This is a genomic window from Sorangium sp. So ce693, from assembly GCF_051521375.1.
Taxonomy (GTDB): domain Bacteria; phylum Myxococcota_A; class Polyangia; order Polyangiales; family Polyangiaceae; genus Sorangium; species Sorangium atrum.
The window spans coordinates 10998404-11021329 of record NZ_CP150347.1; the positions used below are offsets into that span (position 1 = coordinate 10998404).

Below are 22926 nucleotides of genomic sequence, written 5' to 3' on the forward strand. Positions count from 1 at the left end.
CGAGACACCGGCGATGAACAGCGAGGTTCCTGGTTTAGCAGACTTGGCGAGATACCAAAGCTCGCACGAGCGTAATCAAAGCACGCTCGTGAGAACGGATGTCCCGACGCCCTCTCCGGGCATATGTCGCCGGACGGCGGGTGTCAGTCCGTCGCGCGCGGACCCCTCGCGGCCTCGGCGGCGAGCGCCGCCTGCGCCGCGGCGAGGCGGGCGATGGGGACGCGGAACGGGGAGCAAGACACGTAGTCGAGCCCCGCCCTCTCGAAGAACGCAATCGAGCTCGGATCGCCGCCGTGCTCGCCGCAGATACCGAGCTTCAGCCCGGGCCGCGCCGCGCGCCCTCGATCCCGCCCGATCTCGACGAGCTCTCCGACGCCGGGCACGTCCAGCGACTGGAACGGATCCTTCGCGAAGATGCCGGCCTCGACGTACGCGCCGAGGAACCGGCCCGCGTCGTCGCGCGAGATGCCCAGGCTCGTCTGCGTGAGGTCGTTCGTGCCGAAGCTGAAGAACTCGGCCTCCTCGGCCAGCTCGCCGGCCCTGAGCGCGGCGCGCGGGAGCTCGATCATCGTCCCGAACCGGACGTCGACCCGCCGCCCCTTCTCGGCGAAGACCTTCTCCGCGACCCCCTCGACGAGCGCGCGCGTGAGGGCGAGCTCGCGCCGGGTCATGCTGAGCGGGATCATGATCTCCGGCTCCACCTCGATGCCCGCCGCCGCGACCTCGCACGCCGCCTCGAGGATGGCGCGCGCCTGCATCTCGTAGATCTCCGGCGACGTGATCGCCAGCCGGCAGCCGCGGTGGCCGAGCATGGGGTTGTACTCGGCGAGCTCCGCGCTCTTGCGCTGGAGATCCTCCGCGGAGACGCCCGTCGCCCTCGAGAGCTGCTGGAGCTGCGCCTCGTCCTGCGGCAAGAACTCGTGCAGCGGCGGATCGAGCAGCCGGATCGTCACCGGCAGGCCGGCCATCTCCCGGAAGACGCCCACGAAATCGCTGCGCTGGAACGGGAGCAGCTTCGCGAGCGCGCGCCGCCGCCCGAGCTCGCCGTCCGCGAGGATCATCTCCCGCACCGCCTGGATGCGCTCCTCGTCGAAGAACATGTGCTCGGTGCGGCAGAGCCCGATGCCCTCCGCGCCGAAGTTGCGCGCCGTCCTCGCATCGTGCGGCGTGTCGGCGTTCGACCGCACCCTGAGGCGCCGGACCGCGTCGGCCCAGGCCATGAGCTCCTCGAACTCGCCGCTCAGCGCCGCCGGGATGGTCGGCACCGCCCCGAGGTAAACGGTGCCGGTGCCGCCGTCGAGCGTGATCAGGTCGCCGTCCTTCACCGTGATGGTGCCGGTCGCGCGCCCGTGATCGTCGTAGATCGTCACGGCCATACGGCCCTGGCTCACGCTGATGGCCGAGCAGCCGGCGACGCAGCTCTTGCCCATCCCCCGCGCCACCACGGCCGCGTGGCTCGTCATGCCGCCGCGGGCCGTCAGGATGCCGCGCGCCGCCTTCATGCCGTGGATGTCCTCCGGCGACGTCTCGGAGCGCACGAGGATGACCGCCCTGCCCTGGCCGGCGCGCCGCTCCGCCTCGTCCGCGCTGAACACCACCTGCCCCGTCGCCGCCCCGGGGCTCGCCGGCAGGCCGCGCGCGAGCAGCTCCTTCGGCGCGCTCGGGTCGATGCTCGGGTGCAGCAGCTGATCGATCGAGCCCGGATCCACCCGCAGGATCGCCTCCCGCTGGCTGATCAGGCCCTCCTTGGCCATCTCGACCGCGATGCGCACGGCCGCGCGGCCCGTGCGCTTGGCGGTGCGGCACTGGAGCAGGAAGAGCTCGCCCTGCTGGATCGTGAACTCCAGGTCCTGCACGTCGCGGAAGTGCTGCTCGAGCTTGCCCTGCACCTCGACGAGCGCCGCATACGCCGCGGGCATCCGCGCCTCGAGCGAGCTCTCGTCACCTACACCGCCGCCGCCGTCGCTAGCGCCAGTCATCGACAGCGGGTGCGGCGTGCGCACCCCCGCGACGACGTCCTCGCCCTGCGCGTTGGGGAGCCACTCGCCATAGAAGCGCCGCTCTCCGGTCGACGGATCGCGCGTGAACGCGACCCCCGTGCCGGAGTCGTCACCCAGGTTGCCGAACACCATCACCTGGACGGTGCAAGCCGTCCCCCAGGCCTCCGGGATATCGTGCATCTTCCGGTATACCTGGGCCCGGTGGTTCTTCCAGCTATCGAATACGGCGCCGATCGCCCCCCAGAGCTGCGCGTAGGGCTCGTCGGGGAACGGGCGGCCCGTCGCCCCGAGGACGATATCCTTCTGCCGCTGGATCAAGGCCGCGAGCGACTCCGGATCGAGCTGGGAGTCGGGCACCTTGCGCTCGAGCTCGGCCGAGTTCAGGCGCGTCGCGTCGACGCCGAGCTTCGCGGCGGCCTGCCTGCGCGCGCGGCCGAGCGCCTCCTCGAAGCGGTCGCGGGGCACGCCGAGCACGATATCGGCATACGCCAGGATGAACCGCCGATAGGCGTCGAGCGCGAATCGCTCGCTGCCCGTTCCCCGCGCGAGCCCCCGCGCGATCTCGTCGTTCAGGCCGAGGTTCAGGATGGTATCCATCATTCCCGGCATGGACGCGCGCGCGCCCGAGCGGACCGACACGAGCAGCGGCGCCTCGGGGCTGCCGAACCCCGCGCCGCGCAGCGACTCCAGCCGGCCGATCGCCGCCTTGATCTCGTCCTCGACGCCGGCGGGGAGCGCCTTCCCTGAAGCGTAATAGGCGTTGCAGATCTCGGTGGTGACCGTGAAGCCCGGCGGCACGGGGATGCCGAGGCGGGTCATCTCCGCGAGCCCCGCGCCCTTTCCGCCGAGCAGATCCTTCTGCTGAGCGTCCCCGTCCGCCTGCCCTGCGCCGAAGAAATATATCGATCTCCCCATGGCGGGCGCACGCTAGACCGTCCTCGCAGTCAGGTCGAGATCCCTCGAACCGCGGAATGGAGGCCCGACGGACGGCCGGCCGCCGACGTCCCCTGTCAGATCCAGAGCCGTCGGAACCGCGGCGTGCACCTCACAAAAATACCGGCCCTCGACGGCAGACGAGCTATGAAGCCGCGCATGAAGCGCTTTTCCCTCGTCCTCGTTGCGATGCTCGCCGTCCCCCTCACCGCGTGCGACCAGAAGCCCGCCTCACAGGCGACCGCCGACGCGCCGGCGAGCGTCTCGGTCAACCCGGCCCCGCCGCCGCCGCCCACCCCTGAGCCCCCCGCCGCGCCGCAGCAGCCCGAAGAACCCGCCGGCCTGCCTGCGCCGCCGGACGTCGCGGCGCCGCCCGCCGACGCGCAGAAGACCGCATCGGGCCTCGCGTTCAAGGTGCTGGCGCCGAGCAAGGAGAAGGCGCATCCCGGCCCGGACGACAAGGTGACGGTCCACTACACGGGGTGGACCACGGACGGGAAGATGTTCGACAGCTCCATCGTCCGCAACGAGCCGGCCACCTTCCCGGTGGGCGGCGTGATCAAGGGGTGGACGGAAGCGCTCCAGCTCATGAGCAAGGGCGAGAAGCGCCGCCTCTGGATCCCTGGGGACCTCGCCTATGGCGACAAGCCGACCCGCCCGGGCGCCCCGGCCGGAATGCTGGTGTTCGACGTCGAGCTGCTCGACTTCGCCCCCGCGCCGAAGCCGCCGCCCGCGCCGAAGGACGTGAAGGCAGCGCCGAAGACCGCCACGAAGACCGCCTCCGGGCTCGCCTACCAGGTCCTGCAGAAGGGCACGGGCACCGAGCACCCGAAGCCGACGAGCCGCGCCACCGTCCACTACACGGGCTGGACGACCGACGGGAAGATGTTCGACAGCTCGATCGTCCGCGACGAACCGGCCACCTTCCCGGTGGGTGGCGTGATCAAGGGGTGGACCGAGGGCTTACAGCTGATGGTGAAAGGCGAGAAGGCGCGATTCTGGATACCGGCCGACCTCGCTTACGGCGACAAGCCCACACGCCCCGGCGCGCCCGCCGGCATGCTCGTATTCGACGTCGAGCTCATCGACTTTCGCTGAGCCGTCGGCCGGCGCTTTACATCCGGCCGACTGCCTGGTCACATGATCGCTGCGAGCGGCCAGGCATGCTGACATCCATCCGACTCAGGAACTTCAAGAGCTTCGCCGATCAAACGGTGGAGCTGGCCCCCTTCACGCTGCTGCTCGGGGCCAACGGCTCCGGGAAGAGCAACTTCCTCGACGCCCTGCGTTTCCTGCAGGGCGTCGGGCTGGATCTACCCCTGTGCGACATCTTCCGCGGCCGCGTCGACGGCAAGCGCGAGGTGTGGCCGGGCCTGCGCGGCGGCACGCAAGGGGCCACGCACAGGGGCGCCAAATCGTTCACCATCGAGAGCCAATGGGCGATCGGGAAGGAGGAGCTCACACACAAGATCACATGTCAGGTCGAGCCTGACGTGATCGTGGAGCACGAGTCGCTCGAGGCGAGGTCGGCCGGGGGCACGCTCTTCGACACGCCGGCGTCGGCGCTGAAGGGGCTGGAGGGGTTCGCCTCGGGCGGAGTGATGAAGGCGGCGTCGAAGAAGGGCCGCTCGATGCGGCTCGCGTCGATGGATCGCAACCCCGCGCGGCGCAGCCTGCTCGGCCAGATAGAGCACCACCGCGGGCGCGGCGACGACGTGAGCCTCTCGGACGTCATCGCGCTCTGCAACGCGCTCCAGGTCGCGATGCGGAGCACGCTGTCGCTCGACATCGATCCTTCGCGGATGAGGGGTTACGTGCCGCACGAGATAGAGAACCTCGGCGCCGGCGGGCAGAACCTCTCCGCCGTGCTCCGCTGGCTCTGCCAGGAGGCCGAGCACAAGGCCGATGTGCTCGGCTGGGTGCGCTCGATCTTCGCGCCCGAGATCGAAGATATCGAGTTCGCGGAGACGGGCCTCGGCGACGTCATGATGGTGCTCGTCGAGAAGGGCGGCGCCCGCGTCCCAGCGCCGAGCCTCCCGGACGGCGCGCTGCGCGCGCTCGGCAAGATCGCCGGCGTGCTCACCGCGCCGGAGGGCTCGCTCCTCCTCGTGGAGGACCCGGACGCCGGCATGCACCCCGAGCGCGCCGGCCTGCTCGCGCAGCTCCTCGAGGGGGCGGCGCGGCCCTCCGTCTGCCAGATCGTGGCGACGACCCACTCGCCCGCGCTGCTCCGGGGGGTGTCGAAGCAGGGCCTCAGCCGCGCGATCGCGTTCCAGCGCGACCCCGAGACCTCCGCCACGACGACGCGCCGCCTCGCCGACCTCCCGCGCTTCGAGGACATGGCCGAGCGCGATCCGGGAGAGCTGCTCTCCTCGAAGGCGTTCTCCGCGTAGACGCGACGAACCACTCCCTGTACAGCTCTATCATTGCATTGCAGTGTCGCGAGCTCGCGATAACGATAAGCATTTTCATTTTCTGAAATGCGTTGTGGATGGTAACGATGCCATCTAGGGTCCTCCGCGAGTTGACGGCGCGGCGCTCGCCGCGCGAACACAGCGTCAAAGAGGTCCTCACATGCTTTCCCAGAAAACTGCACTTCAACTGGTCCTCTGTCTGACCATCGGGTTCTCGGCGGCTGCCTGCTCTGACGACGGTGGCGAGACGGGCAACAGCACAAGCACCTCGACAAGCACCTCGAGCAGCAGCAGCAGCAGCAGCAGCTCGGGCCAGGGCGGCGGCGCCGGCGGGACCGACGGCCAGGGCGGCGCCGGCGGCGCGGATGTCGGCACGGGCGGCCAGGGCGGCGGCGCCGGCGGCGCGGATGTCGGCACGGGCGGCCAGGGCGGCGGCACCGGCGGCGCTGGCACCGGCGAAGGCGGCTCCGCCACCCCAGGCGATCCCGCGTGCGGCGCGGACACCGCGACCTTCGCTGATGTGCGGCCGATCCTGCAGACGAACTGCGCGGGGTGCCACGGCAACAACGGCCCTGCGCCCGGCGGCCTCGATCTCCGCGCGAACGCGGCCCACGACGGGCTCGTCGAGCACGACAGCGCGACCTGCGACGGCAGGGTGCTCGTCGTGCCGGGCAAGCCGAGCGAGAGCTACATCATCAACCTGCTGCACGGCCAGAACCTCTGCGCCGAAGGCAAGCGCATGCCCCCGCCCCCGAACCAGGCCCTGTCTGCGGCCAACATCAAGAAGATCAACGACTGGATCTGCGCCGGCGCTCCCGAGTGAGCCCCTCTGCCCAGCTCAGCGCCTGTCCCGACGGCGCAGGCTCTCAGTAGACCTTGCAGCGCGCGCCGCCCGCGGCGCGCGCATACGGGATCTTCGCGCTTCTCCCCTTCACGTAGATCGCCCCGCCCGGAGCGGGCCTCGGGATCACGGCGCCTGTCGCGAGCGGCCGCCCGGTGGGCAGCTCCTCGACCTCGATGACGATATCGTTCCCTTCCTGATCGACCGCCGAGATCGAGGGCCGCCGGCTCTCCTCGTCGGCGGCGCCGCCCGGGCAGGGCACCCCGCGCGCGCTCAGGGCGATGGCCAGCGTATTTGCCGAGGTCTCCGGCGCGCCGGCCGCCCACTGGAACCTGGGGTCGCGCGCCTCCCCCACCTCCACGGCCAGGCAGCTGCAGCGCTCCTTGCGCGACTCGGCGCGCGCGAGCGAGAGATCGTGCCGCACGCCCACCCACGACGAGGGCGCCCGCTCCTCGGGCGTGGACGGGGCGCCACCGAAATCGTCGGGCTCGCCGAAAGCCCTGCGCGGCGCCTTCTTCTTCGCGCCCGCCTGATCCTCCGGCGCGGCGGGATCGACGGCGTTGCCCTCCCAGAACGCCGCGGCGCCCGCGTGCTGGTTGCCGCCGCAAGCGGCGAGGAGGAAGACTCCGGAGAGGAGCGCAGCGAAGCGTGCAATCTGGACGCCCGAGGGGAGCATGCAGTGCGATCTTCGCACCGGCGCCGCCGGCGGCCAAGGTTTGTGCTGAGTCGGAGGGAGAAGAGAGAGAGAAAGGCTAGGCGGGGACACACACGCTGCGCGCCGGAAGCCCGGCGCGCAGCGCAGCGGCCTTCACTTCGGCTTGATCTCGGTCAGGACGAGCAGGTAGTCCGGCGAGTTGTTCGGCGACAGCTTCGCGTACGGGTTCTCCTTGCTGGGCCACCCGACGAAGCGCTTCGTGCTGTACTCGCCCCAGGACGGGTTCTTGAACAGCGGGATGACCGGCACCTGCTGGGCGTAGATCATCTGCAGGTCGTCGACGATGGCCTTCTGCTCCGCCGGATCCGTCGCGGCCGCGAACTTCTTGAACAGCGGCTCGGCCTCCTTGGCGGCGAAGCGGTGCCAGTTGCGGTTCGAGACCTCGTTGACGGGCTTCACGAACTCCGGGGCCATGAGATCGCGGTAGTAGTTGAACGGCGTGGGCTCGGTGTTGGTCCAGCCCATCGACATGTCGAACGTGCCCTTCTGGAGCGCCTCGAAGAACGCGCTGAAGTCGTAGGTCTTCAGCGTGGCATCGATGCCCACGGCCTTCAGGCTCTGCGCGGTGATCTGGACGGCGCGCACCCAGTCGGACCAGCCGGTCACGACGTTGATGTCGAACTTCAGCGGCTTGCCGTCCTTCGCGCGGATCCCGTCGGCGCCCTTGGCGTAGCCGGCCTCGTCGAGGAGGGCGTTCGCCTTGGCCACGTCGAAGGTCGTCCAGTCGCCGGCCGCGGCAGCCTTGTCGCTGCGCCAGCGCCCGTAGGCGTCGTCGAGTCCGGTCCCGTCCGCGCCGACCGTGTAGCCGTTGACCGCGACCTTCGCGATCTGGGCGCGGTCGATGGCCATGCTGATGGCCTTGCGCAGCTTGATGTCGTCGAACGGCTTCTTCGTGGCGTTCGGGTAGAGCGTCACGGTGCCGCCGACGAGCGGGAACCAGTAGTGGTTGTTCTCCGGGTCCTTGGCGACGTAGGTCTTGTCGATGTCGGGCACGAAGTTGCCGGCCCAGTCGACCTCGCCGTTGATGAGCGCCAGGTTCGCCTGGTCGTTGCCCGGGTACGCCGGGAAGCGGAGCCCCTCGACCGCCGGCTTGCCCTTCTGCCAGTAGTTCGGGTTCTTGCCGAGCTCGTAGATCTGGTTCTGGAAGGTCTTCACCTCGGTGAAGGGCCCCGTCGCGACCGGGTTCTCGTTCGTGAACGTGACCGGGTCGGCGACGTCCTTCCACTTGTGCTCCGGCACGATCGGCTGATGGCCGATGTAGGTGAGGCCGGGGACGAACGCCTCCTTGAAGACGAACTCGACCGAGGTGTCGCTCTTGGCCTCGACCGAGTCGATGAGCTTCCACACGCCCGTGAGATCGAGCGCCGGGAACTTCTTGAGGAGCCCGAACGTGAACGCGACGTCCTTCGCCGAGAAGGGTTGTCCGTCAGACCACTTGACTTCGGAGCGGGTCGTGAAGGTGAGCTTCTTGTTCGAGTCGCTCCACTCGTACTTCGTGGCGAGCCACGGGACGTACTCGCCCTTCATCGTGTTGTACACGATCATGGGCTCGTAGATGCCCGCGACGGTGGGGAAGCGCGTGGCCCCCTCGCCGAGCAGGGGGTTGAAGTTACGAACCCAGGACGCCTGCTGCTCCCTGGAGATGGTGACGAACTTCGCGCCGCCCTTCGCGTCGCCCTTCGCGCCCGCAGCCCCGGCAGCGGGCCCGGCCGAGCCAGCGGGCCCCGCGGCACCGGACTCGGGCCCCTTGTTGTCGCAGGCCGCCGTGGCGCCGACAGATAGGACGAGCGCCGAAAGGGCAAAAATGCGGCGCGACATGGATCGACTCTTCATAAGCTTGCTCCCTACGCGGCGACCTCGGTCGCCCACGACGATCCTCTTTCTCGACCGACAGCTCGCAGCGCCGCAGCGCAGCGACAACAGCAGACCGTACGGCGGCGCCACGGATGAGCCGCGACTGCGGCAACCTGACGCCGGCGCACTCTACCGGCCGACGTAGAGAAGTGTCAACCTGACGAATCAAGGGGTTCCCCGGCCCCCCACGCCGCCCGCAACCTGATCGGATGCGCACGCCGGGGCCCGCGGCGCACCGCAGCAAGCGGCGCGCGCTCCTTCCTGTGCGCTCCTACCCGAGCGATCCCGCGCGATCCCGCGCGCGCTCAGAACTCGGCCGGATCGCTGTAGGTCCCCAGGACGTCGCGCAGCACGTCGCAGATCTCCTGCTCGGTCGCGTAGGCGCTGGCCGCCGCGATGAGGGGCGGCATCAGGTTATCGCGGCCCCGCGCGGCGCTCCGCACGTCGGCCAGGGCGCGCCGCACGCGGTCCTGGTCGCGCTGGGCCTTGACCCGGGCCAGGTTCTCGCACTGAACGCGCTGCACCTGCTCGTCGATGCGGAGGAGGGGGATCGTCTTCTCGCCCGCCGCGGCGTAGCGGTTGACGCCCACCGTGATCCGCTCGTTCGATTCCAGCTCTCGTTGAAACCTGTAGGCCGAGGCGGCGATCTCGCGCTGCGGATACCCCTTCTCGATGGCGGCCACCATCCCGCCCATTTCGTCGATCCGCTGGATGTAAGCGAGGGCCTCCTTCTCCAGGCGGTCTGTGAGCCACTCCACGTAGTAGCTGCCCCCGAGCGGATCGATGGTGTTCGCGACCCCGCTCTCGTGGGCGATGATCTGCTGGGTCCGGAGGGCGATGGTCACGCTCTCCTCGGTCGGGAGCGCGTACGTCTCGTCGAGCGAGTTCGTGTGGAGCGACTGGGTGCCGCCGAGCACGGCGGCGAGCGCCTGGAGCGAGACGCGGACCACGTTGTTGTACGGCTGCTGCGCCGTCAGCGACACGCCGGCTGTCTGCGCGTGCGTCCGCAGCTTCATGCTCTCGGCCTTCTTCGCCCCGTACCGCACCTTGAGGAACCGCGCCCACATGCGGCGCGCGGCGCGGAACTTGGCGATCTCCTCGAAGAAGTCGCTGTGGACGTCGAAGAAGAACGACAGGCGCGGCGCGAAGGCGTCCACGTCGAGGCCGCGGGCCACGCAGCTCTCGACGTAGGCGAGCCCGTCCGCGAGCGTGAACGCGAGCTCCTGCGCGGCTGTCGAGCCCGCCTCCCGGATGTGGTATCCGCTGATCGACACCGAGTTCCACCGCGGCACCTCGCGCGCGCAGAACTCGATCATGTCGGTCACGATGCGCATCGCCGGGCGCGGGGGGACGAGCCAGGCGTGCTGGGCGATGAACTCCTTGAGGCAGTCGTTCTGCACGGTGCCGCCGACGCGGCTCCGCGGGATCCCGCGCTTGTCGGCGAGCGCGATATAGAACGCGAGCAGCACGGCGGCGGGGCCGTTGATGGTCATCGACGTCGTCACCTGGTCGAGCGGGATACCGTCGAAGAGCACCTCCATGTCGCGGAGCGTGTCGACCGCGACACCGCACATCCCGACCTCGCCGAGCGACCGCGGAGAGTCGGAGTCGTAGCCCATGAGGGTCGGGAAATCGAAGGCGGTCGACAGGCCCGTCTGGCCCTCTGCGAGCAGGTATTTGAACCGCGCGTTCGTCTGCTCCGGCGTGCCGAAGCCCGCGAACATCCGCATCGTCCAGAGCCTGCCGCGGTACATCGTCGGCTGGACCCCCCGCGTGAACGGGTACTCCCCGGGCAGCCCGAGATCCGCCGCGTGGTCGACCGGCGCGTCGGCCGGGGTCGCGAGGTCGGGCACGTCGATGCCGCTCCACGTCGTGAACCGCTCGCTCCGCGGCGGGAAGCGCGCCGACGCCTCGGCGACCGGGCCCGCGCGCCACGCGGCCACCGCGCGCCGGAGCGCCGCGAGCCCTGCCTCGTCGAGCCCGAGCCCCTCTCCGCCCCCGCCGTTCGTGGAGCGGAGCGCGTCGCCGCCGCGCTCGCCGGCGTTTTCCGGGGATCCGACCGCGCGATCCGCCGCCGTCTCCGGAGGGTGGGTGAGCTCTCGAGGCGCCATGGCCGGCATTTTAGCGCGGCGCGCGCGCGATGGCGCCCGGCAACGCGCCGGTGCGGCGCATCACGGACAGTCCGCGTGGAACACCGCGGAGGCGACCGGCGTCGCCCCGTCCTCCAGCGAGTCCTCGATCGCGCCCGTGATGCGGATCCCCTCCGCGGCGCAGAGCGCCGCCGCGGCGTCGGCCGGGAGCGTCCCGCCCTGAGCGCCGGTATCGACGGTGAACGCCACGGTGACGTCGCTGTCCGGAGCGACCTCGACCGGAAGCGCCGCCGTGGTCTCGGCGGGGAGCGGCTCGACGATCGAGGTCTTCTGATCGGCGCTCGTGATCGCGAAGGTGCGCACCGCGACGCGGCTGGGCCCGCTGGCCCGCGCGCTCAGGTGGAGCTCCAGCGCGAAGCTCGCGGTCAGGCCGGTCCCCAGCGCATTCGAGGAGACGGTCGCCTCGGGCGCCGCGATGGACGGGTCGACGAACACGGCGGCGTCGGTGTTGATGCAGCCGCTCGCCACCATGGCGAGCGCAGCGGCGGCGAGCGTGGTGGCGGCGGAGCGGCTGGCTCGGGCCTTCATGGGCCCACTCTCTCCCGGCCCGACCCGTCCTGTCCAGATCGGCGGCGCCGCCCTTCCGCTCAGGGCGGCGCCGCACCTCCGCTCAGGGAGGCGGCGGGTTGACGCCCTTGGATCGGGCCAGGGCGCAGCCGAGCTCCACGTTGGTCGGCCCCTTGTCGGTCCGCACCACCTTGAACTCGACGCGCCGGTTCTTCTCCCAGGCGGCCGCGTTGTGGGCCGGATCGATCGGGCAGTACTCGCCGTAGCCCATCGAGCGAACGCTGTCCTTGTTGACGCCGCGCTGCGCGAGCGCCGCGGCGACAGCGTCCGCGCGCGCCTGGGTCAGCTTGAGGTTGTACGCGTCGGCCGAGCGCTCGTCGGCGTGCCCCTGCACCTCGATCATCGTGAACTCCGGGTGGTGCTTCAGCGTCTCGGCCACCGCCTGCACGATGCCGAACGACTCCGGGAGGATCTCGGCGCTGCCGGTCGCGAACTGGATCTTCTCGAGGATGACGATGTTGTTCTCCTCGATCACGACGCTGCCCTTGTCCGGGCAGCCGTCCTCGTCCTCGAGGCCGTTGAACGTCTCCGGATCGTTCGGGCACTTGTCGGCCACGTCCGGGATGCCGTCCCTGTCGTTGTCGGGCTCCGGGCACCCGTCCTCGTCCTCGAAGTCGTCCTTGTCCTCGGGGTCGTTCGGGCACTGGTCGGACTTGTCCGGGATGCCGTCCTTGTCGTTGTCCGGATCCGGGCAGCCGTCCTTGTCCTGGAAGCCGTCGCGGTCCTCCGGGTCGTCCGGGCACTTGTCGCGCGAGTCGAGGATGCCGTCGCCGTCGCGATCGCCGTCGCTCCCCTCCGGGCAGCCGTCGTCGTCCTCGTCGCCGTCGCGGTCCTCCGGGTTGTTCGGGCAGCGGTCGTCGACGTCGAGGATGCCGTCCTCGTCGTTGTCCGGATCCGGGCAGCCATACTTCCCCGGGGGCGAGTCCGCCTTCGTGTCCTGGAAGCCGTCGTAGTCCTCGGGCTCGTCGGGGCAGTCGTCCTGATCGTCCTTGATGCCGTCGCCGTCCCGATCGCCGATCGACGGCTCGAAGACGAACCCGATGGTCCCGCGCTGCGCCGCGGCCTGGAATCCGGGCGTGTACCCGACCCCGAAGCCGAGCATGAGGAAGCTGTTCCGCTCGATGAAGAGCTTGATGCCCCCCATCGCCTCGGCCGACAGCTTCTGCTCGGCGCTGTCGCCGCCGCCGACCTGCTGGGTCAGGTAGGTCTCGACCACGAGGTCGAGCGGCGTGAGGACGCGGTAGCTCATGCCGGCCCCGGCGGTGATCAGGTCGGAGTACTCGAGGTCCCCGTGCTTCAGCTGGAAGGTCGTGCCGTCCTGGCGCAGGCCGAACACGGGGTTCTTCCCGGCGTGGCCGCGGTAGCCGACGTTCGCCGCGATCCGGAACGGGTTGGTCGTGCCGAGCCGCTTCTCCAGCACGAGCTGCGGCCAGAAGAAGAACCCCGGATCCGACGCGAAGTCCTGGGTCCCGCCGACCCCGATCCCGGCCTGGGCGATCACCGCGAGCCCGATCACGTCCTGATCGGGGCGGAGGATGCGCGCCTTCGCGTGGATCGCCAGGTTGCCGAGCGCCTGCGCGTCGAGCGAGTCGTCGTTGTAGTTGGCGCTGCCGCCCGGGCCGATGTCGTCGACCGGCTTGCCCCCGTTGAGCACCACCGGGACCGAGAGCCCGACGACCAGGAAGTTGGCGATGCCGTAATCGAACTGGAACGTCCCCTGGAACGCGTGATTGAGCATCACGTCCGTCCCCCGGTCGTTCTTGGTGAGCGGCAGGATGTTGTGCCCGTAATCGAGCACGAGCCCCAGGCTGATGTCGTTCGCGCCGAGGATGTCTGCCCCGTTGACGGAGAAGAGCCCCTTGGAGTCGATCGCCGGCCTGAACAGGTGCAGGTCCATGCCGTCGCCGTTGGTGCCGTCTCCCGTGCGCGTCTGGGCCGCGGCGTCGCCCGCGGTGGCGGCGGTCATCGCGGCGCCGAGGACGAGGGAGAGCAGCCCGGCGCCCAGGCGGGAGGCTCGGCCGGGGCGCGCCTGGGCCGGGAGCGCCGGGAGCCGGGCGTCGTTCGCCCCAGGAGCGCCTGGGAGCGGTTCGGCGGGGAGCAACGGGGAACGAGGCGTCATGGGAGGGTCCTCGAGATCGTGTGAGGTCGCTATCAGGCCAGCGCGTGGGGCGCCCAGCGCCACGTACCATCGCGCGAATTCCGGTGTCAAACAGACGGCGCGGCGAGCTCGCGGCGCGAGCGACGGCGGCGCCCCGGCGGACCTGCCACACGCCCGGCGCCGGGCGCCTGGCCCGGGAGCGGCGCGCGCCCGCCGCGCCCTCGCGGAGGGCCCGCGATCCGCCGGGAATCCTGAGTCGATGCGCGTCGATGCGCGCTGACGTGCTGCGCGGCCGAACGCCGGGACGTCCGGGTAGGGCGAAGTTGTCCGGACGATCGGAGCGGAGTATTCCGTGGAAGGTTGGGGCAACAGGTGCTCGGCGCGCGCTCGGGGGTCGAGGGGAGGCCCCCGTCGCCCGCGGACCTCGCTCCTGGAGGAACAGATGCTGTTAACGAGGTGGACTGGGGCGGCCGCGGTGATCGCGGCCACGGCGCTGCTCGCGTGCGAACGGGAAGGCGCGAGCGACGGCGACGGCGGGGGCGGCGGGTCCGGATCGAGCACGAACGGGTCGAGCGCCGTGTCGAGCACGACGACGGCGGGCTCCGGCGGGGTTTCGGGCGCGGGCGGCGCGGGTGGCGCAGGTGGCGCAGGCGACGGCGGCGCGGGCGGCGGTAGCGGAGGCGGCGGCGCCGGGGGCGGCGAGTGCGGCGACGGCGCGGTGGGCGGCGCGGAGGCCTGCGACGACGGCGGCACCGCGGCAGGAGACGGCTGCGACGCGGGCTGCGCCGTCGAGCCCGGCTACACCTGCGCCGGCGCGCCGAGCACGTGTTCGACGATGTGCGGTGACCGCCTGGTGCGCGGCGCCGAGGCCTGCGACGACGGCAACGTCCGGAACGAGGACGGCTGCAACGCGGTCTGCGTGATCGAGGCGGGCTACGAGTGCAACGGCGAGCCCAGCGCCTGCGGCCCGCTCTGCGGCGACGGCCTGCTCATCGGCAACGAGGGCTGCGACGACGACAACACCGTCGACGGCGACGGCTGCAGCCCCGATTGCGACGTCGATCTCGGCTACCTCTGCACCGGCGAGCCCAGCGCCTGCGCCCCCATCTGCGGTGACAACGTCGAGGCGGGCCCGGAGGAGTGCGACGACGGCAACACCGCCAACGGCGACGGCTGCAGCAGCACCTGCCACGTCGAGAGCGACTGACGTCACGCCCCCTGACGCCGATCCGCCGAGCGGGGCGCACCCGCACAGGAGACGGGCCCAGATCGGCGTCTTCGGCGCGGAAGCGCACGGAAGGGCGCTGAGCACCGAAGACGTCGAGATGGGCCCGTATCCGCAGCGGGTGCGCCCCGCTCGCTCAGGGAGTTTTGGTCTTGAGGCTGTCGATCGCGTGGACGGGCGCCTGGTCGCCGGCCATCAGGTGGGCGATCGCCCCGTAGACCAGCCGCTGGCTCTCCAGCATGCTCTTGCCGGCGAACACCGGCGACGTCACGACCAGGTTGAAGTGGCCCCCGCCGCCGGTCACCTCGGCGGTGGAGCCCTCGATTTTCGCTTCGATGGCCTGTTTCAGGGCCTCGGGGATCGACCCCTGAAAGGTCGTCAGGTGGCTCGGCATGGGCGATCTATAGGCCATCGCCCCGCCGCGGGAAAGCCGGAGCGCTGGGCTCGGGCCGCGGCGGGGCGCGCTGTCGACGGGATCGACGCGACGGGAGGGGAGAGGTGGGATCAGGCGCGCGCGGCCGCGCCGGCCAGCTCGATCAGGCCGGCCGCGCCCATGCCGCCGCCGATGCACATCGTCACGACGGCGTACCGGCCGCCGCGCCGGCGCAGCTCGTAGAGCGCGGTCGCGGTGAGCTTCGCGCCGGTGCACCCGAGCGGGTGGCCGAGCGCGATCGCGCCGCCGTTCACGTTGAGCTTCTCCTCGGGGATCTCGAGCGTCCGCTGCACGTAGACGGCCTGCGAGGCGAACGCCTCGTTGACCTCGAAGAGGTCGATGTCGACCATCTTCAGCCCCGTCCTCGCGAGCAGCTTGCGCACCGCGGGCACCGGGCCGATGCCCATGATGGCGGGGTCGACGCCGACGGTCACGAACGCCCGGAAGTACCCGAGCGGCTTCACGCCGAGCGCGTCCGCCTTCGCCTTGCTCATCACGAGCGCCGCGGCGGCGCCGTCCGACAGCGGCGAGCTGTTGCCCGGCGTGACGCTCCCCTTCGCCGAGAACGCCGGCTTCAGCCCCGCGAGCGCCTCCGCCGTCGTCTCCTTGCGGATCAGCTCATCGGTGCGAAAGTCGAAGGTCGCGCGCTTGCCGTTCTCGAAGCGCACCCCCTTCACGGTGACGATCTCGTCCTCGAAGCGCCCGGCCGCGCGCGCCGCCGCCGCCTTCTGGTGGCTCTTCAGCGCGAACGCGTCCTGGTCGGCGCGGCTCACCTGGAAGCGGTTCGCCACGTTCTCCGCGGTGATGCCCATCGGCGTGTACACCGTCGGACACCGCTCCATCGCCTCCGGCGACGCGCTCAGCTTGTTGCCGGTCATCGGCACCATCGTCATCGACTCGACGCCGCCGGCGACGGCGATGTCGAGCGATCCCATCGCGATGCTGCCCGCGGCGCTCGCGATCGCCTGGAGCCCGCTCGAGCAGAAGCGGTTGATGGTGATCGCGGACCCTTCCTGCGCCATCCCGCCGAGGAGCGAGACGACGCGCGCGACGTTGAGCCCCTGCTCGCCTTCCGGCATGGCGCAGCCGAGGACGAGGTCCTCGACGTCCTCCGGCTTCACCTGGGGGACGCGCTGGAACAGCGCGGCGACGACCTCGCCGGCGAGCTCGTCGGGGCGCTTCAGCGCGAGCGACCCTTTGTGGGCCCGGCCAACGGCCGAGCGGACGGCCTCTGCAATTACGACGTCGACCATGGCGTTCACCTAGTTCCGGAGGGGCTTGTTGTTCATCAGCATGTACTGCATACGCTCGGCGCTCTTGGGCTCGCCGCACAGGCTGACGAACGCCTCGCGCTCGAGCTCGAGGATCTCGTCCTCGGTCACCTCGCGCGCCCCGCCGCCCGCGCCGCCGCAGAGCACCTCGGCGAGCTTGCGCGCGATCTTCGCGTCGTGCTCGCTGGCGTGGCCGCCGGCGACGAGCGTGTCGATCATCATCTGCAGCGTCGCGATCCCGCTCTCGCCCGGCAGCTTGTAGGCGCGCGGCACGGGCGCGTGGTACCCGGCCTCGGCCAGCCCGATCGCGCGCGCCTTCACCTCGTACAGCTGGCGCGCGCGGTCGAACGAGACGCCGTCCGTCTTGCGGAAGTAGCCGAGCGCCTTCGCCTCGTCCGCGCTGGTCGCGACCTTGGCGAGGGCGATGTTCTTGAAGACCTGCGTCACGATGTCGTACGTCGGCACCGTCACGCCCTCGGGGATCCCCTCCAGCGCGCGCCAGAGCATGTTGAGCGTCCCCGCGCCGCCCGGGATCAGGCCGACGCCGACCTCGACGAGCCCCGCGTACGTCTCGGCCGCGGCCTGCACCGCGTCGCAGGCGAAGCAGAGCTCGAGGCCGCCGCCGAGGGTCATCCCGTAGGGCGCGGCCACGACCGGCACGCTCGCGTACTTCAGCCGCTGGGTCGCGTCCTGGTACGCCTTCACCATCTTGCGGATCGCGTCCCAGTCCTTGTTGCCCGCGGCCATGGCCACGAGGAACAGGTTGGCGCCCACGCAGAAGTGCTCGCCCTGGTTGAAGACCACGAGCGCGCGGAAGTCCTGCTCTGCCTTCTCGGCGGCGAGCGAGAGCATCCCGATCGAGTCCGGATCGAGGCTGTTCGCCTTGGTCTTGAAGGTGACGCCGAGCACGCCATCGCCGAGGTCCCAGGCCTCTGCGCCGTCGTTGGCGAGCACGGCCTTCGCGCCGCGCCGAGCGCCGGCCAGCGTCACGTTGCGCGGATCGACGGGCCGGGCGACGTACTCCCCCTTGAGCAGATCGAACACCGCCCCATCGGCGCGGTAGAACGACGTCGCGCCGCTCTGCTTCATGCGCAGGATCGACTCGGGCAGCTTGATGCCGTCCTTCTGCATGCGCTCGACGGTCTCGGCGAAGCCGAGCGCGTCCCAGGTCTGGAACGGCCCGAGCTCCCAGTTGTACCCCCAGCGCATGGCGTCATCGATCGCCACGATGCTGTCGGCGATCTCGCCGACGCGCCGCGCCGTGTACGCGAGCGAGCGGGAGAGCACCTTCCATGCGAACTGCCCGGCCTTGCCGGTGTCGCTGGCGAGCTTCTTCACGCGCGCGGCGGGGTCCTCGATCTTCTCGCACGACCTCGTGGCCTTCTTGATCGCCTCGTCGCCGCCGTGGGGGCGGTACTCGAGCTTGGCCGGGTCGAGCGTCTCCAGGCCTTCCTTGGCCTTGCGGTAGAAGCCGCCCTTGGTCTTGTCGCCGAGGAGCTTCGCCTCGATCATCTTCCGGATGTAGGCGGGCACCTTGAAGACGTCGCGGTCCTCGTCGCGCTCGAGCGCCGAGTAACAGTTGTCGGCGACGTGGGCGAAGGTGTCGAGCCCGACGATATCGCCTGTCCTGAAGCTCGCGCTCTTCGGGTGGGCCATGGCGATGCCGGTGATGGCGTCCACGTCTTCCGGCGCGAGGCCGTCCTCGATCATGAGGTGGATGGCGGTCAGCATCGCGTGGGTGCCGATGCGATTGCCGACGAAGTTCGGGGTGTCCTTGCCGAAGACGAGGCCCTTTCCGAGCACGTCCTCGCCGAGCTTCCGCACGCGGGCGACGACGGCGGGATCGGTGTCGGGCCCGACCACGAGCTCGAGGAGCTTCATGTACCGGACCGGGTTGAAGAAGTGCATGACGAGGAATCGCTTGCGGAAGTCCGCGGAGCGCCCTTGCATCATCTCCTCGATGCGCAGCCCGGACGTATTCGACGCCACGACCGCGTCAGGCCGCAAGACCTCTTCGAGCCGCGCGAAGAGGGCGCGCTTCGGCTCCATCTTCTCGATGATGGCCTCGATAACGAGGTCGCATTGGGCGAGCTCGGCGAAGTGGTCTTCAGTGTTGCCGGTGCGCACGAGGCGGGCGTTCGACGGGTGGAAGAACGCGGCGGGCCTGGCCTTGAGGGCCTTCTCGAGCCCGCCTGCGGCGAACCTGCTGCGGGCGGCCGGGTCCTTCTTTTCGGCGTCGGTGAGGTTCGGGGGCACGATATCGAGGAGCAGGACCTCGATGCCGGCGTTCGCGAAGTGGGCGGCGATGCCGCTGCCCATGACGCCCGCGCCGATGACGCCCGCGCGGCGGATTGGTTTCGTCATGCAGATCCTCCGGAGAGATGAATGGGGCGCAAACCATTGACGGAAAGGGCCCCGAGCGCAAGCGTATCCGAGGTGGACGGTTGCGCGGGAGAGCGAGCAAGGTCACGCGTCGCTGTCGAGGGCGCGCGCTGATCGGCGAGGCGCGGCGGGGCGCCGCGGGACGCCGGGCGGACCAGCGCGGGTGTGCGACACCGAGCGACAGCTACAATGAGAGGCGGCGTACGTGGGACACCGCACGGCCAGCGCGGGTGGGTGGTGCGAACGGCAGCAGCGATGAAGGGCGGCGCACCGGAATGAGGGGTGGCGCATCCGAGCCGACGCGGCAGCGTCCTCTGGACTACCGACGACCCGTGCGTTCCAGCGATTGGCCGTCCTCGGTGCGCTTCCGTTTCCGGGAGAGCAGCGGAGATAGGGAGTTGGCCTCTGGGACGAGCTGTCCAGGGCGCCCGCTTGCGGGGCGGGCGTGCTCAGGTTGGGCCGCGCAGGCGTGCTCAGGTGAAGCCGTGCGGGCGCGTTCAGGTGAAGCCGTGCGGGCGTGCTCAGGTGAGGCCGCGCGGGCGCGTTGGCGGGTGTTGGTCGCTCAGTGCCATGCCTGAGCGGACTGAACTGGCTGTCCGGTGCGGTCGTGCTCGGCGAGGAGGCGCTTCGAGATCTCGACGCACTCGACGCAGGTGGCGAAGCGCGACTTGTGCAGGCACTGGATCCAGGTCGCCGATCCTTGCGCCAGGAACTCCTCCGGATCGAGGTGCTTGCCGCAGGCGACGCAGTGGATGTGCTTGTGCTCGTGGGGCTGCGCCGGGCGCGCGGGCGCGAGCGCCTTCCGCTCGCGCTTGGTCAGTCGCTTCTCTCGCTTCATGGTCTCCTCGATGACGGGTGGCCGCACGGCCTCGTGCGGGCGCGGGTGAAGCTACCACGCGCCGCTTGGCGAGGGTCCCGGACGGCGGTGCGGGGGACTGCGGCGCGGCGGCGCGGGACGGACCGGCGCGACGTCGCCCGCGGATGGCGGCGGCGGCGGCGTGTGGGCATGTGGGTTGACTTCGTCCAGGGGGTGTGCGTACCGGGCCAGGCGACCGCGCGCCGGAGTCCGCGCTGCGCTCGGACGGCGTTGCGAGAGCGGCGCGGACTGCGGGAGTGGCGTGGGCGCTGGGCCGGCGGATGCGAGGCACCGCGCATCGAGGGTGTGAAGGATGGCGGCCAGCGCGGCATCGATTGCGGAGAGGGTTCGACGCGGGGCAGTCAGGCTGAGTGGCAAGAACAAGGGAGGGAGCGATCGCGGCGATCACTTCCAGAACTCCCATCATCGCCTGGCGGCTGCCGCCATGCGAGCCGCCTCCACGAAGATGACGGAGGGTGCCGGCTCGATCTCCGGTCTGTCGTAGACGATCTCCCCCGCGTCATTCTTGCGATAGTTCTGGAACACTTGGACCGCTTCGCCCGAGGCGAGCTCCACGACGGCATGAATGGCGTCCACGTCCTCCGATGCGCCTCGTTCGCGGCCCCGCACGTCTCGATAGAGCGCGACCGCTCGGAGCTCCTCGGCCGCCGCGCGCTGCCGGAACGCGTTCGTGAGGAGCGTCCAGCCGTCAACACCGCCGTGCGGCGCCACGCCGATGGCATACTTCCCGGCGGCGTCGACCGCGAGGGAGCCGGGGAGAAATGTTCCCTGTTCCTCCAGAGCACTCTTTGCAATGTCGAGTACCAGCTCAACGAGACGCGAGAGATCGCCCATCCTTTCGCCATGTTCATTGTTCATAGACGATGTATCCCGATTCTGATGGTGCCGGCGGCCTCGATGGAATACCGCGAGCCGCGACGCAGAGCGAACAGACCCTTCACGTCATGAAGTGATACCGAGCAGGAGGAGGGCGTCTGCCCAAAGCGGCCAGAGCGTGCGGTAGGGATGGGTCGCCAGCACCACGCCACCGCTCGGCAGGCGGCGCACGTGGAAGGGAGCGTGCTCTCCGAGGAAGCGGGTGTGCCCGCGCGTCGTGATGTCTGCCCGAAATGCAGGCGGGCCCTCGCCCTCGGGAGCTTCCCCGAGCTGACGGAGCAGATCCATGATCTCGTGCGCCTTTGGCTCGGCCGCGCGCCACGCGTCGTCAGGCACTGCCGCAGCCTCGAGCGCTTCGAGCAGCGTTGCCGGCGGCGTCGCCAGCGCCTTGAGAACGGTCTCGCGCGAGAGGGAACGCGTGAGCTCGCTCTTGCCTTTCATGGACACGCGCGTGCCGCGCGGCGCGGCGTCGACGCGCGCGTGGAGTGCCTCCAGCGACATACCCGCGGTGCGCGAGACGCTCTCGTTGTCGTGGAGGCTCACCCACGACAGGGCGAGGTCGCGCGCGAGCTCCGCGGCGCTCGCGTTGTAAGTCGCGCACATCTCGACCGGGGCGCGCCATTCTTGGTTGATCGTGCAGGCGCCGGTCGGCACGCGCCCGCTCGCATCGGGCGCGCAGAGGCGAAGCAGCAGCTCCTCGATGTCACCCTGAACCATGTGGTAGGCGACCGCGGCCTCGGCGTCCACGAAGCGCGGGCTGGAGCTGCCCACGAGGACCTCGTCGGGGAAAAAATCCCACGTGCGCTCGCCCGCCGTCAAGCGGAAGGGGCCCCAAGGATGGATTCGCTCGCTTTCGTCGGTGTAGCACTTGAGCTCGAACATCATGTCGCGCGCGGAATCGTTCAGCCTCACGCCAGAGCCCAGGTGAGCGTTGTTCGTTCCTCCGAAGTGGGCGCGGATTATCGCGAGCACTTCGTCCACGGCGCGTGTCTCGCACCCTTGCTGATGGCTCATCATCAGGCTGATGAGAGCCCCCGGGCTGACGAGGGCCGACAGCGCCGCAGCGAACGCGCCGAGCCGTTCTGCCTCGTCACACCACGCATAGAACCAAGGTTCTGATTCACTCATAGCCGGATCACCAGGATGAATTTGTCGGAGTCTATCAGGGTCACTGCCTGGCCTGTCTTCCAGTTGAACAGGTAGCCGTCCCGAACCGTGATGTTCGGGTCATCAAACTTCGCGCCCTGCTCCATGATGAGCTCGTACCGGGCCACGTCTCCATCCAGCCTCTTCTCCTTCAGCGCCTTCAGCGCGTTCGAGAGCTGGTTGCGCACCTGATCGCCGCGACCCCGAACCCCACTCCCGAGAAGATCCGCTCCTCGTCGCTCAGCTCTTCCCCCGACGGCAAGCACCACGCCTTACCCGTCACCGCTTCGCACAGGTCGAGCGCCGGCCCGACCACCGGCACGAACCCCACCCCGAGGCGCGTCGTCGCGTGGACGAGCGTCTGCATCACCTCCGCGTACGCCTCGACGCCCTCGCCGACCGTCGACATCGCCGCCGCGAACGCGCTGATCGTCTGGTAGAGCTGCGTCTGCTCCAGATCGAGCCCGTCGCCCGTCCACTGGTTCAGGCTGTCCTTCATCTGGTCCGCGAGCGCATCGAACCGCGGCTTGAGCACCGTGTCCACCTGCGCCCGCAGGTCCGCCGGTACCGGTGAGTCCTCGAACCAGTCCGACACGTCCATGAACCGCCGCACGTACCCCGTGATCCGGTTCTGCGCCTTGAGGAACGCGTTCGTCTCCGCAACCGACACCCCCATTCGGTCGCGCAGCGCGATCTCCAGCGCCGCGCTGTTCGCCCGCCACGCCCGCACGTTCGCCACGAAGTCCGCGCGTGCGACCACCACGTCGCCGCTCACGTCGGCCTCCAGCGCCGCGATCACGCCGTCCGCATACGCCGCGTACGGGTCTCTCCCCTCGTCGAACGCTCCCTCTACCTCCGCGACGTCCGGCACCTCGACCCACGGCACCTCGCTCTCCCCGAGCGCATACGCCCACGGATCATCCGGATTCCACCCCTCGGTGATGATCGTCGACGAGGACCGATCTGCAAGGGGGGAGGACTGTTCCGGGAGCGCGGATGCCCACCCCCGGCCCGTGCTCGGCGCTCCGCGCCTGCGCGCAGTCCGCCCCTCCCTAATCGCGCGCTCCGCGCGCTCAGGGAGGGGTGCGCCGTCTGGTACCTGCCGCAGGCATTTGATGTTCGGGGAAGCGAGAGGGTGCACGAC

Annotated in this window: 17 protein-coding genes and 1 pseudogene; 4 read left to right on the top strand and 14 right to left on the bottom strand. The window is 70.2% G+C overall.

The window, feature by feature from the left end:
• Positions 1-143: 143 nt before the first annotated feature.
• A complete protein-coding gene (gene ppdK, locus WMF14_RS40990; protein ID WP_437795568.1) occupies positions 144-2915 on the bottom strand; it encodes a pyruvate, phosphate dikinase in 2772 nt (923 codons plus the stop codon).
• 177 nt (positions 2916-3092) lie between these two features.
• On the opposite strand from ppdK, the gene WMF14_RS40995 reads away from it, so the two are divergent.
• The 3 genes from WMF14_RS40995 (at position 3093) to WMF14_RS41005 (ending at position 6170) form a co-directional block, all read left to right on the top strand.
• Entirely contained in the window at positions 3093-4031 is a 939-nt protein-coding gene (locus tag WMF14_RS40995) for an FKBP-type peptidyl-prolyl cis-trans isomerase (protein ID WP_437795571.1), read from the top strand.
• A gap of 65 nt (positions 4032-4096) precedes the next feature.
• Positions 4097-5326: an AAA family ATPase gene (locus tag WMF14_RS41000; protein WP_437795574.1), complete on the top strand. Its 1230-nt coding sequence runs from the start codon at positions 4097-4099 to the stop codon at positions 5324-5326.
• A gap of 181 nt (positions 5327-5507) precedes the next feature.
• Positions 5508-6170 carry a PE-PGRS family protein gene (locus tag WMF14_RS41005; protein WP_437795577.1) on the top strand — a complete coding sequence of 221 codons (663 nt, stop codon included), beginning with the start codon at positions 5508-5510 and terminating at the stop codon, positions 6168-6170.
• 43 nt (positions 6171-6213) lie between these two features.
• Here the strand turns inward: WMF14_RS41005 and WMF14_RS41010 are convergent, their stop codons facing one another.
• From WMF14_RS41010 to WMF14_RS41030, 5 genes are all read right to left on the bottom strand, one after another.
• Positions 6214-6864 carry a hypothetical protein gene (locus tag WMF14_RS41010; protein ID WP_272102496.1) on the bottom strand — a complete coding sequence of 217 codons (651 nt, stop codon included), beginning with the start codon at positions 6862-6864 and terminating at the stop codon, positions 6214-6216.
• 132 nt (positions 6865-6996) lie between these two features.
• Positions 6997-8736 (bottom strand): ABC transporter substrate-binding protein, encoded by a 1740-nt coding sequence (locus WMF14_RS41015; protein ID WP_437795581.1) that lies wholly within the window; start codon positions 8734-8736, stop codon positions 6997-6999.
• A gap of 326 nt (positions 8737-9062) precedes the next feature.
• Positions 9063-10868: an acyl-CoA mutase large subunit family protein gene (locus tag WMF14_RS41020; RefSeq protein WP_437795584.1), complete on the bottom strand. Its 1806-nt coding sequence runs from the start codon at positions 10866-10868 to the stop codon at positions 9063-9065.
• 60 nt (positions 10869-10928) lie between these two features.
• Positions 10929-11435: a hypothetical protein gene (locus WMF14_RS41025; RefSeq protein WP_437795587.1), complete on the bottom strand. Its 507-nt coding sequence runs from the start codon at positions 11433-11435 to the stop codon at positions 10929-10931.
• Positions 11436-11517: 82 nt separating this feature from the next.
• Positions 11518-13593: an OmpA family protein gene (locus WMF14_RS41030; RefSeq protein WP_437795590.1), complete on the bottom strand. Its 2076-nt coding sequence runs from the start codon at positions 13591-13593 to the stop codon at positions 11518-11520.
• 421 nt (positions 13594-14014) lie between these two features.
• Here WMF14_RS41030 and WMF14_RS41035 point away from each other — a divergent pair, with 421 nt between their 5' ends.
• Positions 14015-14779, top strand: coding sequence for a DUF4215 domain-containing protein (locus WMF14_RS41035; RefSeq protein WP_437795593.1), 765 nt, complete (start codon positions 14015-14017; stop codon positions 14777-14779).
• Between the two features lie 154 nt (positions 14780-14933).
• Here WMF14_RS41035 and WMF14_RS41040 read toward each other — a convergent pair whose 3' ends face one another.
• From WMF14_RS41040 to WMF14_RS41075, 8 genes and pseudogenes are all read right to left on the bottom strand, one after another.
• Positions 14934-15191, bottom strand: a complete 258-nt coding sequence (locus tag WMF14_RS41040) for a BolA/IbaG family iron-sulfur metabolism protein (protein ID WP_272102490.1) — start codon at positions 15189-15191, stop codon at positions 14934-14936.
• A 110-nt stretch (positions 15192-15301) separates the two neighbouring features.
• Complete coding sequence (locus WMF14_RS41045; protein WP_437795596.1) at positions 15302-16483, bottom strand: thiolase family protein; 1182 nt, start codon at positions 16481-16483, stop codon at positions 15302-15304.
• Positions 16484-16492: 9 nt separating this feature from the next.
• Positions 16493-18865: a 3-hydroxyacyl-CoA dehydrogenase/enoyl-CoA hydratase family protein gene (locus tag WMF14_RS41050; RefSeq protein WP_437795599.1), complete on the bottom strand. Its 2373-nt coding sequence runs from the start codon at positions 18863-18865 to the stop codon at positions 16493-16495.
• Positions 18866-19445: 580 nt separating this feature from the next.
• Positions 19446-19721: a hypothetical protein gene (locus WMF14_RS41055; protein ID WP_437795602.1), complete on the bottom strand. Its 276-nt coding sequence runs from the start codon at positions 19719-19721 to the stop codon at positions 19446-19448.
• A 441-nt stretch (positions 19722-20162) separates the two neighbouring features.
• Complete coding sequence (locus tag WMF14_RS41060) at positions 20163-20594, bottom strand: hypothetical protein (RefSeq protein ID WP_437795605.1); 432 nt, start codon at positions 20592-20594, stop codon at positions 20163-20165.
• A 108-nt stretch (positions 20595-20702) separates the two neighbouring features.
• The gene (locus WMF14_RS41065; RefSeq protein WP_437795607.1) at positions 20703-21764 is read right to left on the bottom strand and encodes a hypothetical protein; all 1062 of its coding nucleotides are present in this window, start codon (positions 21762-21764) and stop codon (positions 20703-20705) included.
• Positions 21761-21970 (bottom strand): hypothetical protein, encoded by a 210-nt coding sequence (locus tag WMF14_RS41070; RefSeq protein WP_437795610.1) that lies wholly within the window; start codon positions 21968-21970, stop codon positions 21761-21763. Before WMF14_RS41070 ends, WMF14_RS41065 begins: the two co-directional genes overlap by 4 nt.
• A gap of 2 nt (positions 21971-21972) precedes the next feature.
• A pseudogene (locus tag WMF14_RS41075) lies at positions 21973-22923 on the bottom strand (hypothetical protein); the annotation flags it as partial.
• Positions 22924-22926 lie beyond the last annotated feature (3 nt).